At 72.5% G+C, this 18869-nt stretch carries 13 protein-coding genes; 7 read left to right on the top strand and 6 right to left on the bottom strand.

Features of this window, described 5'->3' with window-relative positions; genetic code table 11:
* Positions 1–121: 121 nt before the first annotated feature.
* A complete protein-coding gene (locus ABTW95_RS28835; RefSeq protein ID WP_396448559.1) occupies positions 122–1156 on the bottom strand; it encodes a LacI family DNA-binding transcriptional regulator in 1035 nt (344 codons plus the stop codon).
* 288 nt (positions 1157–1444) lie between these two features.
* Here ABTW95_RS28835 and ABTW95_RS28830 point away from each other — a divergent pair, with 288 nt between their 5' ends.
* Positions 1445–2962 carry a cellulase family glycosylhydrolase gene (locus ABTW95_RS28830; RefSeq protein ID WP_396448558.1) on the top strand — a complete coding sequence of 506 codons (1518 nt, stop codon included), beginning with the start codon at positions 1445–1447 and terminating at the stop codon, positions 2960–2962.
* An 85-nt stretch (positions 2963–3047) separates the two neighbouring features.
* Complete coding sequence (locus ABTW95_RS28825) at positions 3048–4784, top strand: glycoside hydrolase family 6 protein (protein WP_500227916.1); 1737 nt, start codon at positions 3048–3050, stop codon at positions 4782–4784.
* Positions 4785–5312: 528 nt separating this feature from the next.
* On the opposite strand, the gene ABTW95_RS28820 is transcribed toward ABTW95_RS28825, so the two are convergent.
* From ABTW95_RS28820 to ABTW95_RS28805, 4 genes are all read right to left on the bottom strand, one after another.
* Positions 5313–6404, bottom strand: coding sequence for a lytic polysaccharide monooxygenase auxiliary activity family 9 protein (locus ABTW95_RS28820; RefSeq protein WP_396448556.1), 1092 nt, complete (start codon positions 6402–6404; stop codon positions 5313–5315).
* Positions 6405–6547: 143 nt separating this feature from the next.
* Complete coding sequence (locus ABTW95_RS28815) at positions 6548–7375, bottom strand: carbohydrate ABC transporter permease (RefSeq protein ID WP_396448555.1); 828 nt, start codon at positions 7373–7375, stop codon at positions 6548–6550.
* Positions 7372–8286 carry a carbohydrate ABC transporter permease gene (locus ABTW95_RS28810; RefSeq protein ID WP_500227915.1) on the bottom strand — a complete coding sequence of 305 codons (915 nt, stop codon included), beginning with the start codon at positions 8284–8286 and terminating at the stop codon, positions 7372–7374. The genes ABTW95_RS28815 and ABTW95_RS28810 overlap by 4 nt, the downstream gene beginning before the upstream one ends.
* A 74-nt stretch (positions 8287–8360) precedes the next feature.
* Entirely contained in the window at positions 8361–9656 is a 1296-nt protein-coding gene (locus tag ABTW95_RS28805) for an ABC transporter substrate-binding protein (protein WP_396448553.1), read from the bottom strand.
* Positions 9657–9902: 246 nt separating this feature from the next.
* Here ABTW95_RS28805 and ABTW95_RS28800 point away from each other — a divergent pair, with 246 nt between their 5' ends.
* From ABTW95_RS28800 to ABTW95_RS28790, 3 genes are read left to right on the top strand one after another with little or no spacing between them, the layout of a single operon-like run.
* Positions 9903–10958 (top strand): LacI family DNA-binding transcriptional regulator, encoded by a 1056-nt coding sequence (locus ABTW95_RS28800; protein WP_396448552.1) that lies wholly within the window; start codon positions 9903–9905, stop codon positions 10956–10958.
* The gene (locus ABTW95_RS28795; RefSeq protein WP_396448551.1) at positions 10955–13303 is read left to right on the top strand and encodes a beta-xylosidase/alpha-l-arabinosidase; all 2349 of its coding nucleotides are present in this window, start codon (positions 10955–10957) and stop codon (positions 13301–13303) included. Before ABTW95_RS28800 ends, ABTW95_RS28795 begins: the two co-directional genes overlap by 4 nt.
* Entirely contained in the window at positions 13300–14868 is a 1569-nt protein-coding gene (locus tag ABTW95_RS28790; protein ID WP_396448550.1) for a glycoside hydrolase family 43 protein, read from the top strand. Before ABTW95_RS28795 ends, ABTW95_RS28790 begins: the two co-directional genes overlap by 4 nt.
* On the opposite strand, the gene ABTW95_RS28785 is transcribed toward ABTW95_RS28790, so the two are convergent.
* The gene (locus ABTW95_RS28785) at positions 14865–16070 is read right to left on the bottom strand and encodes an ROK family transcriptional regulator (protein WP_500227914.1); all 1206 of its coding nucleotides are present in this window, start codon (positions 16068–16070) and stop codon (positions 14865–14867) included. The genes ABTW95_RS28790 and ABTW95_RS28785 overlap by 4 nt on opposite strands.
* Before the next feature lie 89 nt (positions 16071–16159).
* On the opposite strand from ABTW95_RS28785, the gene xylB reads away from it, so the two are divergent.
* Together xylB and xylA are read left to right on the top strand one after the other, a co-directional pair.
* Positions 16160–17542, top strand: a complete 1383-nt coding sequence (gene xylB / locus ABTW95_RS28780; protein ID WP_500227913.1) for a xylulokinase — start codon at positions 16160–16162, stop codon at positions 17540–17542.
* Between the two features lie 10 nt (positions 17543–17552).
* Positions 17553–18710 carry a xylose isomerase gene (xylA, locus tag ABTW95_RS28775; protein ID WP_396448547.1) on the top strand — a complete coding sequence of 386 codons (1158 nt, stop codon included), beginning with the start codon at positions 17553–17555 and terminating at the stop codon, positions 18708–18710.
* Positions 18711–18869 lie beyond the last annotated feature (159 nt).

The raw sequence follows: 18869 nt of genomic DNA, 5'->3' as shown, positions 1-18869 counted from the left end.
ATCGGTTCCTTCCTGAGTCGCCCGCCGTGCGGGCATGACGGGCTCCACCGCCGGCGGACTCCGGCGGTGGCGTCCCTTCAAGGGGCGCGCCCGGGACGGGACGCGCGTCAGACCGGGGCCGTCAGCCGGACTCCCGGATGATCAACTTGGTGCGCAGCACGACGCCGCGCTCGGTGTTCGGCCGGCCGCCGGTGCAGGCGCGCAGCTCGCGGGCGAGCCGGGCGCCGAGGTCCTCGGCGGGCTGCCGGACGGTGGTCAGCCGGGGCCGCACCTGCCGGGCGACGGGTGCGTCGTCGAAACCGACGACCGCGACGTCGTCCGGCACGCGGCGGCCGGCCCGGCGCAGCGCGCTGAGCGCGCCGACCGCCATCTGGTCGGACGCGGCCAGCACGGCGTCGACGTCCGGGCGGCGCTCCAGCAGCCGGCGCATCGCGCGCTCGCCGGACAGCCGGCCGAAGTCGCCCTGGCAGACCAGCCCGTTGACGCCCATCCCGGCCTCCCGGGCGGCGAGCCGGTAGCCGGCCAGCCGGTCGACGGCCGCGCCCATGTCGGCGGGCCCGGCGATCGTGCCGATGCGGCGGCGGCCGGTGGTGAGCAGGTGCCGGACGGCGGCGTGCGCGCCGCCCCGGTTGTCGACGTCGACGTACGGCAGCGCCACTTCGTCGAGGGGGCGCCCGGCCAGCACCACGGGCGCGCCGGAGGCGGCCTGCACGAGCGGGGCGACCTGGTCGCGGCGCGCGCCGACGAGCAGCACGCCCTCGGCCCGGCCGCCGCGCAGGTAGCCGGCGGTGGCGCGCCACTCGTCCGGGCGGCCGGCCATGAGGACGACGAGCGGCGCGCGGCCGTCCAGCTCGCGCCGCACGCCCCACAGCAGGCGGGCGTAGTACGGGTCGCCGAGGACGCGGCAGGCGTCGTCGCACACGACGGCGGCGATCGTGCCGGAGGACTCCCGGTCGGGGGAGCCGCTGCGGCGCCGGACGTAGCCGAGCCGCTCGACGGCCGCCTCGACCTGGAGGCGGGCCGACCGGCTGACCCTGGCCGAGCCGTTGAGCACGCGGGACGCCGTCGCGGGCGACACGCCGGCGAGCTGTGCCACGTGGGCGAGGGTCGGGGGGCGGTCGGGGAGGGCGGGGTCTTCGGGGTGGGTGAGGGTCACGCTTGGGCACTCCCTTCGGGGGTTCCCGGGCCTTAGCGGGGTGGACCGGGTCGGGGAGTAGTGGGAGCGCTCCCAAGAATCGGATCGGACGCCGATTGTGTCAAGTGTCACAGGCCAGGCGGATTTTGGAAATCCCTCCGCCCGGCATCGCGCGCGCGAGCCGCCGTGAAAATCCGTGAAAGGAATGGAACAGGTCTTCCATGTCGCGTCCGGCCCGTTCTACGTTCACCGCAGTCCAGGAGTGGGAGCGCTCCCAAGCTGAAACATCCGACGTGAAAGCGAAGGTCCATGAGATCGCCCTCCCCGCGTACCGCCGCCATCGCCGCGCTCACCGGCGCGGTCTGCGCGGCGGGATCGCTCGTCGCGGGCACGGGGGCCGTGCTCGGCGCGCCGGCCGCCCACGCGGCCGTCGCCTGCCAGGTCGACTACAGCACCGACGACTGGGGCACCGGCTTCACGGCAGCCGTCACGATCACCAACCGCGGCCCCGCCGTCAGCGGCTGGACGCTGACGTACTCCTACTCCGGGAACCAGCGCCTGGCGAACGGCTGGAACGGGCGCTGGTCGCAGTCCGGCCAGACCGTCACCGTGGTGAACGAGAGCTGGAACGGCTCCCTCCCGACCGGCGGCGCCGTCCAGGCCGGAGCCCAGTTCAGCTACAGCGGCGCCAACGACGACCCCACCGACTTCGCGGTGAACGGGACGGCCTGCAACCAGGACACGGAACCGTCCGAAACACCGCCGACGACGCCGACGACCACCCCGCCGACCACTCCCCCGCCCGGCGGGGCGGCGCCGGAACTGGAAGTCTCCGGCAACAGGCTCGTGGACGCCTCGGGCGGCACCGTGCGGCTGCGCGGGGTGAACCGGTCCGGCGGCGAGTTCGCGTGCGTCCAGGGCAACGGCATCTGGGACGGCCCGATGGACGCGGCCTCGGTCGAGGCGATCAGGAGCTGGAACGCCGACGCCGTCCGCGTGCCGCTCAACTCCGACTGCTGGCTGGGGCTGTCCAACGTCGACCCGGCCTACCGGGGGGCGGCTTACCAGAAGGCGGTCGGCGACTACGTCGCCCTTCTCGAAAAGAACGGCATCACGCCCATTCTGGAGCTGCATTGGAGCCACGGTCTGTGGACCGGGAATGACAACCATTGCGCCACGGCGAACGCCGAATGCCAGAAGCCGATGCCGGACGCCGAATACGCGCCCGAGTTCTGGCGGCAGGTCGCCGCCGCCTACAAGAACGACACGGCCGTCGTCTTCGACCTTTTCAACGAGCCGTATCCGAACAATCTCCAGGTCATGGACTACGCCCAGTCGTGGAAGTGCTGGCGCGACGGCGGCGCGGAGTGCACCGGCCTCACCTACGAGGCCGCCGGCATGCAGGACCTCCTCGACGCGGTCCGCTCCACCGGGGCGCAGAACGTGGTGATGGCCGCCGGCAGCAGCTACTCCAACGACCTGTCCCAGTGGCTCGCGCAGAAGCCCTCCGACCCCACCGGGAACCTCGCCGCCGCCTGGCACTCCTACAACTTCAACTACTGCAAGGACGCGTCCTGCTGGGACCAGCAGCTCGCGCCCGTCGCCGAGCAGGTCCCGCTCGTCGCCGGGGAGATCGGCGAGAACACCTGCGGCCACTCCTACACCGACACGCTCATGGCCTGGCTGGACCAGCACGGCGCGTCCTACCTCGGCTGGACGTGGAACACGTGGGACTGCTCCTCCGGCCCCTCCCTGATCAGCTCGTACGACGGCACCCCCACCGCCTACGGCGCCGGGCTCCGCGACCACCTGCGGTCCGCCGGCTGACCCTCCGGCACGCCACCGACCCTCCCGGCACGTCCCCTGCCCCTCCGGCAAGAGAGATCCGCTCAACCAGATGGAGGAAACCCGCATGAAGCACCCCCCTGCGCGCAGGAGGCCCGGCGCCCGGCGCCGCGGCGTATCGGCCGCCGCGGCGGCCGTCCTGCTCGCCTCAGGCACGGTCGCGCTGGCCCAGGCCCAGGCCAGCGCGGCCGCCGGCTGTACCGTCGACTACACCGTCAACGACTGGGGCAGCGGCTTCACCGCCGATGTGAAGGTCACCAACCTGGGCGACCCGCTCAACAGCTGGACGCTGGAGTGGGACTTCGCCGGCAACCAGCAGGTGACGAACGGCTGGAACGGCACGTTCTCCCAGTCGGGCAAGCACGTCACCGTGACGAACCCCAGCTGGGGAGGGACGCTCGGCACTAACGCGTCCGCCACCCCCGGATTCCAGGGGACCTACTCCGGCTCGAACGACAAGCCCACCCAGTTCAAGCTGAACGGGACGGTGTGCGACGGCTCGACGGGCGACGACGACTCCGAGCCGCCCACCACGCCGCCGGTGACCCCGCCGCCGGACGGCGACCGGGTCGACAACCCCTACGCCGGCGCGAAGGTGTACGTGAACCCCGAATGGTCCGCGCACGCCGCCGCCGAGCCCGGCGGCTCCGCGGTCGCGAACCAGCCGACCGGCGTGTGGCTGGACCGGATCGCCGCGATCAACGGCGTGAACGGCGGCATGGGCCTGCGCGACCACCTGGACGAGGCGCTCGACCAGGGCGCCGACGTCATCCAGCTGGTCGTCTACGACCTGCCCGGCCGCGACTGCTCCGCGCTGGCCTCCAACGGCGAGCTCGGCCCGACGGAGCTCGACCGGTACAAGACCGACTTCATCGACCCGATCGCGGAGATCCTCGGCGACTCCAAGTACGCCGACCTGCGGATCGTCACGGTCGTGGAGATCGACTCGCTGCCGAACCTGGTCACCAACACGGGCAGCCGGCCGACCGCCACCGAGAACTGCGACGTGATGAAGGCGAACGGCAACTACGAGAAGGGCATCGCCTACGCCCTGCAGAAGCTCGGCGCCCTGTCGAACGTCTACAACTACATCGACATCGGCCACCACGGCTGGATCGGCTGGGACGACAACTTCAGCCCGACCGCGCAGCTGCTCGCCGACACCGCCGACATGTCCGGCTCCAAGAACAACGTGGCCGGGTTCATCACCAACACCGCCAACTACGGGGCGACGAAGGAGCCCTACTTCTCCATCAACGACTCGGTGAACGGCACGTCGGTCCGCCAGTCGACGTGGGTGGACTGGAACCGGTACGTGGACGAGCTGTCCTACGCCCAGGCGTTCCGCCAGGAGCTCATCGGCAAGGGCTTCGACTCCGGCATCGGCATGCTCATCGACACCAGCCGCAACGGCTGGGGCGGCTCCGACCGCCCGACCGGGCCCGGCCCGCAGACGGACGTCAACGCCTACGTCGACGGCAGCCGGATCGACCGGCGCATCCACCTCGGCAACTGGTGCAACCAGGCCGGCGCGGGCCTCGGTGAGCGGCCGAAGGCCGCGCCCGCGGAGGGCATCGACGCCTACGTCTGGATCAAGCCTCCGGGCGAGTCGGACGGGGCCAGCGAGGAGATCCCGAACGACGAGGGCAAGGGCTTCGACCGGATGTGCGACCCCACGTACACCGGCAACCCGCGCAACAACAACCACATGAGCGGCGCCCTGCCGAACGCGCCGCTGTCCGGGCACTGGTTCTCCGCGCAGTTCCAGGAGCTGCTGCAGAACGCCTACCCGCCTGTCCAGTAACCCTCCGAGGAAAAGGCCCCGTGACCCGCTCCCGGTCACGGGGCCTCTTCTCGTCCCCGAGACGCCGCCGAACCGAGCCGGGGACCGCGACCCGGAACAGGCCGTCCGCCCGCCTCACGAGTGAAACCAGCGCGCCCCAAGGGCGAACCCGGCGCGCCGCGCACACGGGGCCGGCGCGCCCCGCATCCGGACTCGGCGCGCCCCGCATCCGGACTCGGCGCGCCCCGCATCCGGACTCGGCTCGTTCCGCGGCTGACGCAACGCGCCCCACGGGGCCGGCGCGCCCCACGGGGCCGCGGCCTCGGCTCGCCCGGCAGACGGGCCTCGACGCGCCCCACGAGCGACCTCAACGCTCCTTCATGAGCGACCTCAACGCCCCTTCATGAGTGACCTCGACGAGCCCTCACGGGCGGGCTCGGCGCGGCTCACGGGCCGGAGGCCGGCGGGCGGGGGCGGGGAAAGGGAGCGGCCCGCGGCGTCCCCTGTCGGACGCCGCGGGCCGTGTCTTCGTCGGGAGCTTCTTCGCTGTCAGGAGGTCATGCAGTGGGGTTCGAGGTCCGTCGCGGAACTCGGTGCGTTGACGGTGAACCCGAAGCTGGTCGAGGCGCCGACGGCCAGCGAGCCGTTCCAGCTCGCGTTCTTGACCGTGACGTCCGGACCGGACTGCGTGTAGGTGCCGTTCCACAGGCTGCCGACCGTCTCACCGTTGGCGAAGGTGAAGTGGGCCATCCAGCCGTTGATCGGCAGCGTGCCGGTGTTGGTGATCTTGATTTCGCCCTGGTAGCCGCCGCCCCAGCTGTTGACGGAGGTGTACTCGGCGGTGCAGACCATGCCCGGCGTGCCGGGCGGGTCGGTGGGATCGGTGGGCGGCTCGGTCTCGCCTCCGTCGCCCTCGCCGACGCCCGTCACCTCGCCGTTGCCGCCGTCGAACACGACGTCGGAGCAGCCGTAGAACGTCTCGTTGCTGTCCGAGCGCTGCCACACGGTGTAGATGATGTGGCGGCCGCTCTTGCCGGACGGCAGCCTGGCGTTCCAGTGGTAGTAGGCGTCCTCGTTGCCGGGCGACCCGACGCTCGGCGGGTCGGTGACGCTGTAGAACGGCTCGCTCTCCAGGTCGTCCCAGCTGAGCGGGCGGGTCGGGCTCCAGGTGTCCTTGGTGATGTAGGTGCGGAACGTTCCCGGATGCGCCGCCCACTTGTTGTACCTGAACTCGATGTCCGCGCCGGACGTCAGGTGCGTGACCGGCCAGTCGTCGCGGGCCAGGTCGTAGCCGCTGAAGTCGTACACGACCGCGCCGCCGCTGCACAGCTCCCCGTCGGGGATGAAGCCGCGGGTGCGGCCGGCGCCGTCCGAGCGGAGCACGGCGAACCAGTTGTACAGCGACGTCGTGCCGCTCTGCGCGACCGCCGCGGCGCAGGCCGGGTTGTGCGGGACGATCTGGCCGCTGGCGGTCAGGCCGTCCTTCCAGCACAGGTACGTGCGGCTGCCCGGCACCATCATCGCGCCGTGCGCGGACGCCGGCGCCGCCGTCAGCAGGGCGCCGGCGAGCATGGCGGGGCCGAGTACCGCGCCCGCCAGCAGCGCCCTTCGTCTTCGCTTGCCCATCGTCCTCCCGTCCACGGGGTGAGGAGAGTCCTGTCCAACCGGAAGCTAGCTCCGGATCACCGGACCCCGGAACGGTCCTTTCAACCTTTCATCCGGAGGCCGGGAGGACAGGACCATACGGCCCGGACGCGTCGTCCGGGCCGTCCCGCGGCGGGCGCTCAGCCCTTCGTCGCGCCGGCGGTGAGCCCTCCGATCAGCTGGCGCTCGGCGACGGCGTAGAACGCCAGCGCCGGGACCATCGCCAGGACGATGTAGGCGATGACGAGCGCGTAGTTCGTCGAGTACTGGCCCTGGAACTGCTGGATGCCGACGGGGATCGTCTGCCATTTCGGGTCGGCCAGCACCAGCAGCGGCAGGAAGAAGTTGTTCCAGCTCGTCACGATGGCGAGGACCGACACGGTGCCGAGGGCGGGCCGCGCCATCGGCAGCAGGATGCGCCAGAAGAACCCGAACCGGCTGCAGCCGTCCATGATGGCGGCCTCCTCCAGCTCCGCCGGGATGGTGCGGAAGAACGACCGCAGGATGATGATCGTGACGGGCAGCGCGAAGGCGGCCTGCGGCAGGACGATGCCGAGCGGGTTGTCCAGCAGCCCGAACGAGCGCAGCAGGACGAACAGCGGCAGCACCGCCACCGCGGGCGGGAACATCAGCCCCATCGCGAACAGCGTGAAGAAGAACTCCCGGCCCCGGAACGCGTACCGGGCGAACGCGAACGCCGCCAGCGCCGCCACCGCGACGGTGATCAGCGTGGTGGCGACCGCGATCAGCACGCTGTTGCCGATCTGCCGCCAGAAGTCGCCGGACGCCAGGATGCCGGTGTAGTTCGAGACCTTCCACGGGTGCGGGAGGCCGAACGGGTTGGCGGTGAGGTCGCCGGTGGTCTTGAACCCGGAGATCACCGCGTACAGCAGCGGGACGACGATGAAGGAGCCGAGCAGCCAGACCATGGCGTGCCGTGACATGCTCCGCGCGATGGTCGCTCTCATCGGCGGCCTCCCGCGGAGGTGACCGCGCCCTGCAGGTCGCGGCGGAGCGCGTAGCGCTGGTAGATCAGGGAGAAGATCATGCTGATCACGAACATGGCCACGCTGATCGCGCTCGCATAGCCCATCTGATAGCGCTTGAAGCCGAACTGGAACATGGTGACGGCCATCGTCTCGGTGGAGTGCGTCGGCCCGCCCGTCGTGGTGACCCACACGAGGTCGAAGAGCTGGATCGAGCCGATGACGGACAGGAACACGCTGATCCGCAGGGTCGGGGCGAGCAGCGGCAGCGTGACGCTGCGGAACCGCCGCCACGGGCCGGCCCCGTCGATCGAGGCGGCCTCCAGCACCTCCGAGGGGATGCCCTGCAGCCCGGCGAGGTAGATCATCATGTGGAAGCCGAAGTACTTCCACGTCATGACCGCGAACAGGGTGGGCAGCGCGGTGTCGGGATCGGCGAACCACTTGCCGGCGAGCTCGCCGAGCAGCGGCAGGTCGCCGACGATCTTGTCGGCGAGCCCGTCGCCGGGCAGGAAGATGATGCCGAACAGCACGCCCGCGATGACCTCGGACAGGATGTAGGGCGCGAAGAAGATCGCCCGGTACACCGCCCGGCCGCGCATCTTCTGGTTCAGCAGCACGGCGGTGCCGAGCGCGATCGGCAGCTGGACGGCGATCGAGAACACGATGATCAGCAGGCCGCGCCACAGGTCGCCGCGGAAGACCGGGTCGTCGGCGAGCTTGCGGTAGTTGCCGAGGCCGGCGAAGTCGTCGGGCGGGCCGAAGCCGCCCCAGTTGAAGAAGCTGGTGTAGAACGCGACGAAGATCGGGATCAGGACGAAGAAGAAGAACAGCAGCAGCGCCGGCAGCAGGAACCAGGTGGTGGACGCCCAGCCGCGGATCCGCGTCCCCATCGACGCCTTGGGGCCCCGCTTGCGCGGGGCCCGCGAGGCGTGCCGCGGCCGATTGTCGGTCGTGGCGGACAGTGTCATTGGCTCTTGGCCGCCTTGGTGACAGCCTCGGTGACCTGCTGGGGCGTCTTCTTGCCGCCGATCAGCGCCGCGACGCTGTCATTGACCTCCTGTCCGACGGCGGGCGGGAACGCCTGGTCGAGGTAGAGCTGGAACCCGGTCGAGCTGTTCAGCGCGTCGGCGACCAGCTTGCGGTTCTTGTCCAGCTCGCTCTCGGCGCCCTTGACCACCGGCATGAACGCGCCGGAGGAGACGAGCTTGCGCTCGTTCTCGTCGTTCACGAGGAAGGCCAGGAAGTCGATGGCCTCCTTGGGGGCGTCCTTGCTGAGCGCGTGCCCGTTGCCGCCGCCGAACACCTCGGTCGCCGCGCCCTGGCCGCCCTCCACGCTCGGGAAGGGGAACCAGCCGAGGTCGTCGCCGAGGTCCTTGCCGGAGGCGTCCTTCTGCACCGCGGGCGCCCACTGCCCCATCAGCTCCATGGCGGCCTTGCCGGCGCCCATGGTCGCGGCCTGCCCGCCGGGCGTGTCGTAGCCGGCGTTCTGGAAGCCCTTCTGGAAGGGCTCCAGGTCGGTGAGCTCCTTGAGCTTCTGGCCGGCGGAGACGAAGGCGGCGCCGCTGAAGTCGTTGTTCTCCTGGGCCTGCTGCAGCGCGGACAGCCCGCCGATGCGCATCGAGAGGTAGGCCCAGTAGTACATCTCGGGCCACTTGTCCTTGCCGGCGATCGCGATCGGGGTGATCCCCGCGCTCTTGAGCTTGCGGACGGCGTCCAGGTACTCCGACCAGGTCTTCGGGACGTCCTTGACCCCGGCCTTCTTGAAGAGCGCCTTGTTGTACCAGAAGCCGACGCCGCCCATGTCGTACGGGATGGCGTAGGTCTTGCCGTCGAACTGGTACGGCTTCTGCGACACCGGCGTCAGCGTGTTCAGGATGGCGGAGCCGTCGGAGGTGATGTCCTTGACCAGACCGGCGTCGATCTGCTGCTTGAGCACACCCCCGCCCCAGGTCACGAAGATGTCCGGCAGCTTGCCGGAGGCGGTGAGCGCCGTCATCTTCGACTTGAACGCCTCGTTCTCCAGGTTGGTGAGCTTGATCTTGACGTTCGGGTGCGCGGCCTCGTACGCCCTGGCGATCTGCGGGTAGAGCGTCTTGGACGGTTCGGTGGTCGCGATGTCCATCCACTCGATGGTGACCTTGCCGTCGCTCCCCGAACCGGAGTCGCCGCAGGCGGCGAGGAAGGGTGCTGCGGTGACCACCACGGCGCCCGCGGAGACTGCGGTGAGGAACGAACGGCGCGACAGGTGTGGAATGCCCATGATGGCCTCCTGGATCGGGGGTGGGCTTGGCCTGGGAGGGACGGAGCGGGAGGGACCCGCCACGAAAGCTTTTCGAAACTCTTCGAGCTTGCCGTTGCGGTGGAACTCTAAGAAAGGCCCACCCCAGGGTCAAGGGCTCAGCGGCTGTTGACCTAAATGAAATGTTGAGAAGTCGGACTCGGGGGCTAGGAGCGAGCGAAACATTGCGATACTGTTCGCAATCGTTTCCTCGGGGAGGAGTGAAGCGTGCCCGTGCGCACCACCGACGAGACGCCGGATCCGCCGTCCCGGCCCACTCTGGCGCTGATCGCGTCGAAGGCGGGGGTCTCCCCCGCCACGGTCTCCAAGGTCCTGAACGGCCGGACCGACGTGGCCGCCGCGACCCGCGAGCGGGTCGAGGCGCTCCTGCGCACCCACAACTACCCGGGCCCGGGCGGCTCCCGCCGGGCCCGCAGGTCCGGCCTGATCGACCTCGTGCTCGCCGGTCTGGACAGCCCGTGGGCGGTCGAGATCCTGCGCGGCGTGGAGGCCGAGTGCGCCGACCACGGCATCGGCGTGGTCGTCTCGCTGGTGCGCGACGACGACGCCCGGCCGCCGAGCTGGCAGAACCTGCCCGCGCTGCACCACAGCGACGGGGTCATCCTGGTCACGTCCCGGATGACGCGCCGCCAGCGCGAGCAGCTGGAGCGGGCCGGTGTCGGCCTCGTGCTGGTCGACCCGGTGAACCTGCCGGACACCGAGATCGCCAGCGTCGGCGCCACCAACTGGGCCGGCGGCCTCGCCGCGACCGAGCACCTGATCGAGCTCGGCCACCGCCGCATCGCGATGATCGGCGGCCCGGCCGACATGCTCTGCACCCAGGCCCGCGTGGACGGGTACCGCACGGCGCTGGAGCGCGCCGGGATCGAGGTCGACAAGGACCTCGTCCGGTACGGCGACTTCCACCACCGGGGCGGGTTCGCCCGCACCCGCGAGCTGCTGGAGCTGCCCGAGCCGCCGACCGCGATCTTCGCGGGCAGCGACGAGCAGGCCATGGGCGCCTACCAGGCCGCCCGGATCGCCGGGCTGCGCATCCCCGAGGACCTCAGCGTCGTCGGCTTCGACGACCTGCCCACCTGCGAGTGGCTCTCGCCACCGCTGACGACCGTCCGGCAGCCGCTGGAGGAGATGGGCCGCGTCGCGGCCCGCACCCTGCTGCAGCTGCTGGACGGCCGGCCACCGCTGACCCCGCGCGTGGAACTGGCCACCGACCTGCGTGTCCGCGCGTCCACCGCACCGCCGCCCCCCTCGGAGGAACGATGACCGAAGCCGTCCCGGCCGCGAGCGCGACCCGCGAGCCCTGGCAGGACCCCGGGTCTCCGGTCGCCGAGCGGGTCGCCGACCTGCTGGCGCGGATGACGCCGGAGGAGAAGGCGGGCCAGCTCGCCGGGTACTGGGCGATGCCCGCCGAACCGGGCGAGCCCGTGGCCCCGATGGAGGACGACTCGAACGAGACCGCCCCGGCCCTGGAGGAGGTCATCGATCGCGGCCTCGGCCAGCTCACCCGCGTGTTCGGCACCTCGCCCGTCCCGGCCGCCGAGGCCGCCGAGCGGCTCCGCGAGCTGCAGCGCATGGTCGCCGCCGGCAACCGGTTCGGCATCCCGGCGATCGCGCACGAGGAATGCCTCAACGGCTTCATGACGTGGGGCGCCACCGTGTTCCCCAGCCCGCCCGCGTGGGGCGCCACCTTCGACGCCGACCTGGTCGCCGAGATGGCCGCCGCGATCGGGTCCAGCATGCGAGCGGCCGGCGTCCACCAGGGCCTCGCGCCCGTGCTGGACGTCGTCCGCGACGCCCGCTGGGGCCGGACCGAGGAGTGCATCGGCGAGGACCCGTATCTCGTCGGGGTCCTCGGCACGGCGTACGTGAGAGCCATGGAACGGTCCGGCATCATCACGACGCTGAAGCACTTCGCCGGCTACTCCGCCTCCCGCGCCGGCCGGAACATGGCCCCGACGCCTATCGGGCCGCGCGAGTTCGCCGACGTCGTCCTCGAACCGTTCGTGATGGCGCTGCGCGACGGCGGCGCCCGCTCGGTGATGCACTCCTACACCGACGTGGACGGGATGCCCGCCGCCGCCGACGAGCGGCTGCTGACCGGGCTGCTGCGCGAGGAGCTGGGCTTCACCGGCCTCGTCGTCTCCGACTACTTCGGCATCTCGTTCCTGGAGACCCGGCACCGGGTGGCCGGGGGGCGCGGCGAGGCCGGCGCGCTCGCGCTGCGCGCCGGGATCGACATGGAGCTGCCGACCGTCCGCTGCTACGGCGAGCCGCTGCTGGAGCTGGTCCGGTCGGGCGCCGTGCCGGAGGAGCTGCTCGACCGGGCCGCGGGCCGGGTCCTGACGATGAAGGCCGAGCTGGGCCTGCTCGACGGGCCGCCCCGCGACGCGGACGCCAACGGCGGCGGGGCCGGCGGGGACCGCGCGGTGCTCGACTTCGACCCGCCGGAGCACCGCGCGCTCGCGCGGCGGCTGGCCGAGGAGTCGGTCGTCCTGCTGGCCAACGACGGCGTGCTGCCGCTGCGCTCCGGCGGCGGGGTCGTGGTGACGGGGCCGCTCGCCGAGGACCCGTTCGCGATGATGGGCTGCTACACGTTTCCGAGCCACGTCGGCCGCCAGCACCCCGAGCTGTCGCTCGGCGTGGAGATCCCGTCGGTGGCGGACGCGCTGCGCGGCGAGCTGCCCGGCGTCCGGGTGGCGGGCTCGAAGGACGTGTTCGTCGCCGACGACGCCGACATCGAGGCCGCCGTCGCCGCGGCCCGGGACGCCGAGGTGTGCGTGCTCGTGCTCGGCGACCGTGCGGGGCTGTTCGGCCGCGGCACCTCCGGCGAGGGGTGCGACGTCGAGACGCTCGCGCTGCCCGGCCGGCAGGCGGAGCTGGCCGAGGCGGTCCTGGACACCGGCACGCCCACGGTCCTGGTGATGCTGACCGGCCGCCCGTACGCCATCGAGGGCCTCGCGGACCGGGCCGCCGCCGTGGTGCAGGCGTTCTTCCCCGGGGAGGAGGGCGGGCGCGCGGTCGCGGGCGTCCTCGCCGGACGGGTCGAGCCGTCCGGGCGGATGCCGATCAGTGTGCCGCGCCGCGCGTCCGGCCCTCCGGTCACCTACCTGCGGTCCCCGATGGACGGCGGGCACGACTGGAGCACCGTCGACCCGGTCCCGCTCTACCCGTTCGGCTACGGCCTGACCTGGACGACGTTCGAGTACGAGGACCTCAAGGTCGGCGGGAGCGCCCCCACCGACGGGTCGGTCACGGTCAGCGCGGTCGTCCGCAACACCGGAGACCGGGCGGGCACCGAGGTCGCCCAGCTCTACCTCTCCGACCCGGTCGCGTCCGTGGTGCGGCCGGCGCGCTGGCTGGCCGGGTGGGCCCGGGTCCGGCTGGAGCCCGGCGAGGCGGCCCGCATCGAGTTCGAGGTGCACGCCGACCGGACCTCCTTCACCGGGCCGGACCTGCGGCGCATCGTCGAGCCCGGCGTGGTCGAGGTCGCGGTCGGGCGGTCCAGCGCCGACCTGCCCCTGCAGGGCTCCTTCACGCTGGAGGGCCCCGTGCGGGAGCTCGGCGCCGACCGAGTCCTCACCGTCCCCGTGGAGGTGACACGGCTTTGACCCTGCCAGGCGACCCCGCGTTCGGAAGGCCCGCCTCCGGCGACCCGGTGTTCCGCAACCCCGTGCTGCCGGGCTTCCACCCCGACCCCTCGATCTGCCGCGTCGGCGACGACTTCTACCTGATGACGTCCAGTTTCGAGTGGTTCCCGGGCCTGCCGGTGTTCCACAGCCGCGACCTGGTGCACTGGCGGCAGATCGGGCACGCCCTCGACCGGCCTTCGCAGCTCCCGCTGGACGGCGTGCCGGCGTCGGGCGGCCTGTACGCGCCGACCCTGCGCCACCACGACGGCACGTTCTACGTCGTCTGCACGCTCGTGGACGGGGCGGAGTGGTCGGGCCACTTCGTGATGACCGCGTCCGATCCGGCCGGGCCGTGGTCGGACGCGCACCGGCTCGGCGGCGACGGCATCGATCCGTCGCTGTTCTTCGACGACGACGGCCGCGCGTGGTGCACCGGCACCCGGCTGACCGGGAAGTACGAGGGGCACACCGAGATCTGGCTGCGCGAGTTCGATCCGGAGGCGCTCGCGCTGACCGGCGACGAGCACGTGATCTGGGACGGGGCGGTCAAGGGGGCGATCTGGTCGGAGGGCTCCCACATCTACAAGATCGACGGCCGGTACCACCTGCTCACCGCCGAGGGCGGCACCGCGATGGACCACGCCGTGATGGTCGCGCGGGCCGACGAGGTGACCGGCCCGTACCAGGGGAACCCCCGCAACCCGATCCTGACCCACCGCAATCTCGGCGCCGGCCATCCCGTGGTCGGCGCCGGGCACGCCGACCTGGTGGACACGCCCGGCGGCGAATGGTGGATGGTGCTGCTCGCCATGCGCCCGCACCACGGCGACCGGTGCGCCCTCGGCCGGGAGACGTTCCTGGCCCCGGTCGTCTGGGAGGACGGCTGGCCGGTCACCGGCGGGCGGCTGCAGGCGACCTCCCCCGCGCCCTCGCTGCCGCCGCACCCGTGGCCCGCCGCACCGGTGTGCGACCAGTTCGACGGCCCCGAGCTGGGCCCGGTCTGGAACATGCAGCGGACGCCGCGGGAACGCTGGTGGAGCCTGACCGAGCGTCCCGGGCATCTGCGGCTGCGGGTCCGCCCGGAGAGCCTCGCCGACGTCGCCAACCCGTCGTTCGTCGGGCGGCGCCAGCAGCACCACGACTTCGCCGCGTTCACCGCGCTGGACTTCGCGCCGGCCGACGAGGAGGCGGCGGGGCTCGCGCTCGTCCAGAACAACGACTTCCACGTCCTGCTCGTGTCGACGAGCATGGGGCTGCGCCTCATCAAGCGCGAGCAGGGCATCGAGACGGTGCTGGCGCGGGGACCGGCCGCGCCGGGGCCGGTCAAGCTCGGCTTCGAGGCGCACGGGCGCTGGTACCGGGCGTCCTACAGCACCGAGCCCGGGACGTGGACGCCCCTCGGCGAGCCGGTGGACGGCGACATCCTCACCAGCCAGGTCGCGGGCGGCTTCACCGGCGCCTACATCGGCCTCTACGCCACGTCCAACGGGCGGGCGAGCACGAACCACGCCGACTTCGCCTGGTTCGAGTACACGCCCCTCTAGAGCAGGAGCGCGGGGTCGGCGATCACGCGCTCCACGACGAGCCCGGCGGCGCCGAGGACGGCGGCGCCCTCGGCGAGGCCGGAGACCTCGACCGGCGGCACGCCCTGCCGGAGCGCGCCGGAGCCGTTCGCGAGGACGTCCTGGAGCGGTGGCCGCACCCATTGCGCCAGCGGGGAGAACACGCCGCCGAGCACGATCGTGTCCGGGTCGATCAGGTTGACGACCGAGGCGAGCGCGCCGCCGAGCGCCCGCCCGGCGCGGGTCACCGCGTCCAGCGCGGCCGCGTCGCCGGCGGCGAGCCGCTCGGCGAGCCGGCCGGCCGAGCCCTCCGGCCCGCCGGCCGGCCGCGTCACGGGCAGCCCGGCCGCGCGCAGCATCGCGTCCTGACCGGCGATCTGCTCCAGGCAGCCGCGCCCGCCGCAGGAGCAGGGCGGGCCGGACGGGTCGGCGACCAGGTGGCCGAGTTCGCCGGCGAAGCCGTGCGCGCCGCGGAACACCCGCCCGCCCACGACGATGCCGGCGCCGATCCCGATCTCCCCCGACACGTGCACGAAGTCGCCGAACCGGGCGCCGCCGCCGAACCACAGCTCGCCGAGGGCCGCCAGGTTGGCCTCGTTGTCGTACTCGGCGGGCAGCGCCGCCGCGAGGCCGGGCGCGCCGGTGACGGGCACGTCCGTCCAGCCGAGGTTCGGGGCGCGGCGCACCACGCCGTTCTCGCGGTCCAGCAGGCCGGGCAGTGCCACCGCGGCGCCGGCGACGGTGAGGCCCTGCCCCGCGGCGGCCGCGACCGCCTCCGCCGCGAGTGCGGACAGCGCGGCGAGGACGGCCTCCGGCTCGCGGCCGCGGTTGTCGGAGCTGATCACGTGCCGGTAGCGGACCTGCTTGGCGAGGTCGAGGACGCAGGCGGCGAGGTAGTCCACGTTCACCTCCAGGCCGAGCCCGGCGGCGCCGTCGCCGTGCAGGGACACGCCCACGCCCGGCCGCCCGCGCTCCCCCTCGTGCACGGGCGCGCCGTCCCGGACCAGCCCGGCGCCCTCCAGCAGGGCGACGAGGTTGGACACGGTCGTCTTGGTGAAGCCGGTCAGCTCGGCGAGCCGCGCCCTGGTCACGGGCTGGTGCCGGGCCACGTGCTCCAGGACGACGGCGAGGTTCCGCTCGCGCATCGTCGCGTGCCGGACGGGGGCGTTCGCGGACTTAGTCATGAAATAACCCTAAATGAAGCGCGACTATAGGCAGGGCAGCGGCCCTCTGCTACGTTAATTAGTCCAAGCTCTTTACGAAAGGGGGCGGGATGGCCGAGACCCTGGTCGCGGGCGTCGACTCCTCGACGCAGTCGACGAAGGTCCTCCTGTGCAGGGCGGCGGACGGCACCGTGGTCGCGGAGGCGTCCGCGCCGCACCCCGACGGCACCGAATGCCACCCCGACCACTGGTGGAACGCGCTCTCCCAGGTCCGCGAGCTGCTGGAGCGGGCCGACGCCGTCGCCGTCGGCGCCCAGCAGCACGGCATGGTCGCGCTCGACGAGGCCGGCGACGTCGTCCGGCCCGCGCTGCTGTGGAACGACACCCGCTCGGCGCCGCAGGCCCGCGCGCTCGTCGAGGAGCTCGGCGGCGCGAAGGCGTGGGCGGAGCGGACCGGCAGCGTGCCGCTCGCCTCCTTCACGGTGACCAAGCTGCGGTGGATGGCCGACAACGAGCCCGCGAACGCGCGGCGCACCGAGCAGGTCATGCTGCCGCACGACTGGCTGACGCTGCGGCTCGGCGCGCCCGCCCCGGTCACCGACCGGGGCGACGCGTCCGGCACCGGGTACTGGTCCCCCGCCACCGGCGCCTACCTGCCCGACATCCTGCGCGCCGCGCTCGGCCGCGACGCCGCGACGCCGCGCGTCGCCGCACCCGGCGAGCAGGTCGGCGAGACGGCGTGGGGCGCCGCGCTCGGCCCCGGCACCGGCGACAACATGGGCGCCGCGCTCGGCCTCGGGCTGCGGCCCGGCGACGTCGTCGTGTCGATCGGCACGTCCGGGACGGCGTTCGCGGTCGCCGACGAGCCCGCCGCCGACCCCTCCGGCCTCGTCGCCGGGTTCGCCGACGCGACCGGCCGGTTCCTGCCGCTCGTCTGCACGCTGAACGCCGCGCGGATCCTCACCTCCGCCGCCGCGATGACCGGCGCCACGCTGGACGAGCTGTCCGACCTCGCCCTCGCCGCCGAGCCCGGCGCCGGCGGCGTGACCCTCCTGCCCTACCTGGACGGCGAGCGCACCCCCGACCGTCCCGGCGCCACCGGCGTCCTCGCGGGCCTCACCACCGCCAACGCGACGCGGCAGAACGTGGCGCGGGCCGCGGTCGAGGCGCTGCTGTGCTCGCTCGCCGACGCCGTCGACCACCTCGCCGCGCAGGGCGTCCGGCCCAACCGCACCCTGCTGATCGGCGGCGGCGCACGCTCCGCCGCCGTCCGGGAACTCGCCCCCGCGATCTTCGGGACGCCGGTGACCGTGCCCGAGCCCGCCGAATACGTCGCGCTCGGCGCCGCCCGCCAGGCCGCGTGGGCGCTCGCCGGAACGCCCGAGCCGCCCGCATGGCCCGCGCCGCCCGCCACCGAACACACCAGCGACCGCACCGAGCCGGAGGTCCGCGAGCGCTACGCCGCGCTGCGCGACTCCGCCCCGGAGATCTGAGGAGGATTCCATGAGCGACTACACGCCCACGCCCGAGGACCGGTTCTCGTTCGGCATCTGGACCGTCGGCTGGCAGGGCGTCGACGTGTTCGGCCCCGGCACCCGCCCGCCGATGCCCGCCGACCGCGCCGTCCGCAAGCTCGCCGAGATCGGCGCCTACGGCGTCAACTTCCACGACAACGACGTGTTCGACTTCGACGCCTCGCCCGGCGAGCGGCAGGAGAAGATCAACGCGTTCCGCAAGGCCCTCGACGAGACGGGCCTCGTCGTCACCACCGCCACCACGAACCTGTTCGGCCACCCCATCTTCAAGGACGGCGCGTTCACCGCCAACGACCGCGACGTCCGCCGGTTCGCGCTCCGCAAGGTCATGGACAACCTGGACCTCGCCGCCGAACTCGGCGCCAAGACCTACGTGTGCTGGGGCGGCCGCGAAGGCGCCGAATCCGGCGCGGCCAAGGACGTCCGGGCCGCCCTGGACCGCTACAAGGAGGCGTTCGACGTCCTCGGCTCCTACGTCGCCGACCAGGGCTACGACCTGCGCTTCGCGATCGAGCCGAAGCCCAACGAGCCGCGCGGCGACATCCTGCTCCCCACCATCGGCCACGCCCTCGCCTTCATCCAGACCCTCGAACACGCCGACAAGGTCGGCCTGAACCCCGAAGTCGGCCACGAGGAGATGGCCGGGCTCAACTACGCCCACGGACTCGCCCAGGCGCTGTGGCAGGGCAAGCTCTTCCACATCGACCTGAACGGGCAGAACGGTCCCCGCTACGACCAGGACCTCCGCTTCGGCGCCGGCAACGCGCGCGGCGCGTTCTGGGTCGTCGACCTCATCGAGAACAGCGACTACGACGGCCCCATCCACTTCGACTTCAAGCCGCCGCGCACCGAAGACGACGAAGGCGTGTGGGAATCGGCCGCCGCCTGCATGCGCAACTGGCTCATCCTGCGCGAAAAGGTCCGCGCGTTCCGCGCCGACCCCGACGTCCAGGACGCCCTGCGCCAGGCCAAGGTCGCCGAACTCGCCCAGCCCACCCTCGCCGACGGCGAAGACTGGCGCGCCGTCCGCAGCGCCACCGCCGACGCCGAAACCCTCGGCGCCCGCCGCACCGCCTTCGAACACCTGGACCAGCTGGCGCTGGAACACCTGTACGGAGTGAGGTAAGGCGCTGTTGGCCCAGGGGGAGGTGTTGGCCCAGGGGGCTGTGTTTGCCCAGGGGGAGGTGTTGGCCCAGGGGGGCGACCCCCTGGAACCCAGTGAGACTAGGGATGTAGACGCTGCCGGTGGGGCTGGCTCTTTGGAACCGCGACCTTGTTGTTGAGT

The sequence above is a fragment of the Spirillospora sp. NPDC127506 genome, assembly GCF_040302145.1.
Lineage (GTDB): Bacteria > Actinomycetota > Actinomycetes > Streptosporangiales > Streptosporangiaceae > Spirillospora.
Note: the sequence above shows the minus strand (reverse complement) of the source record. Positions and strands in the feature narration are given on the sequence as shown.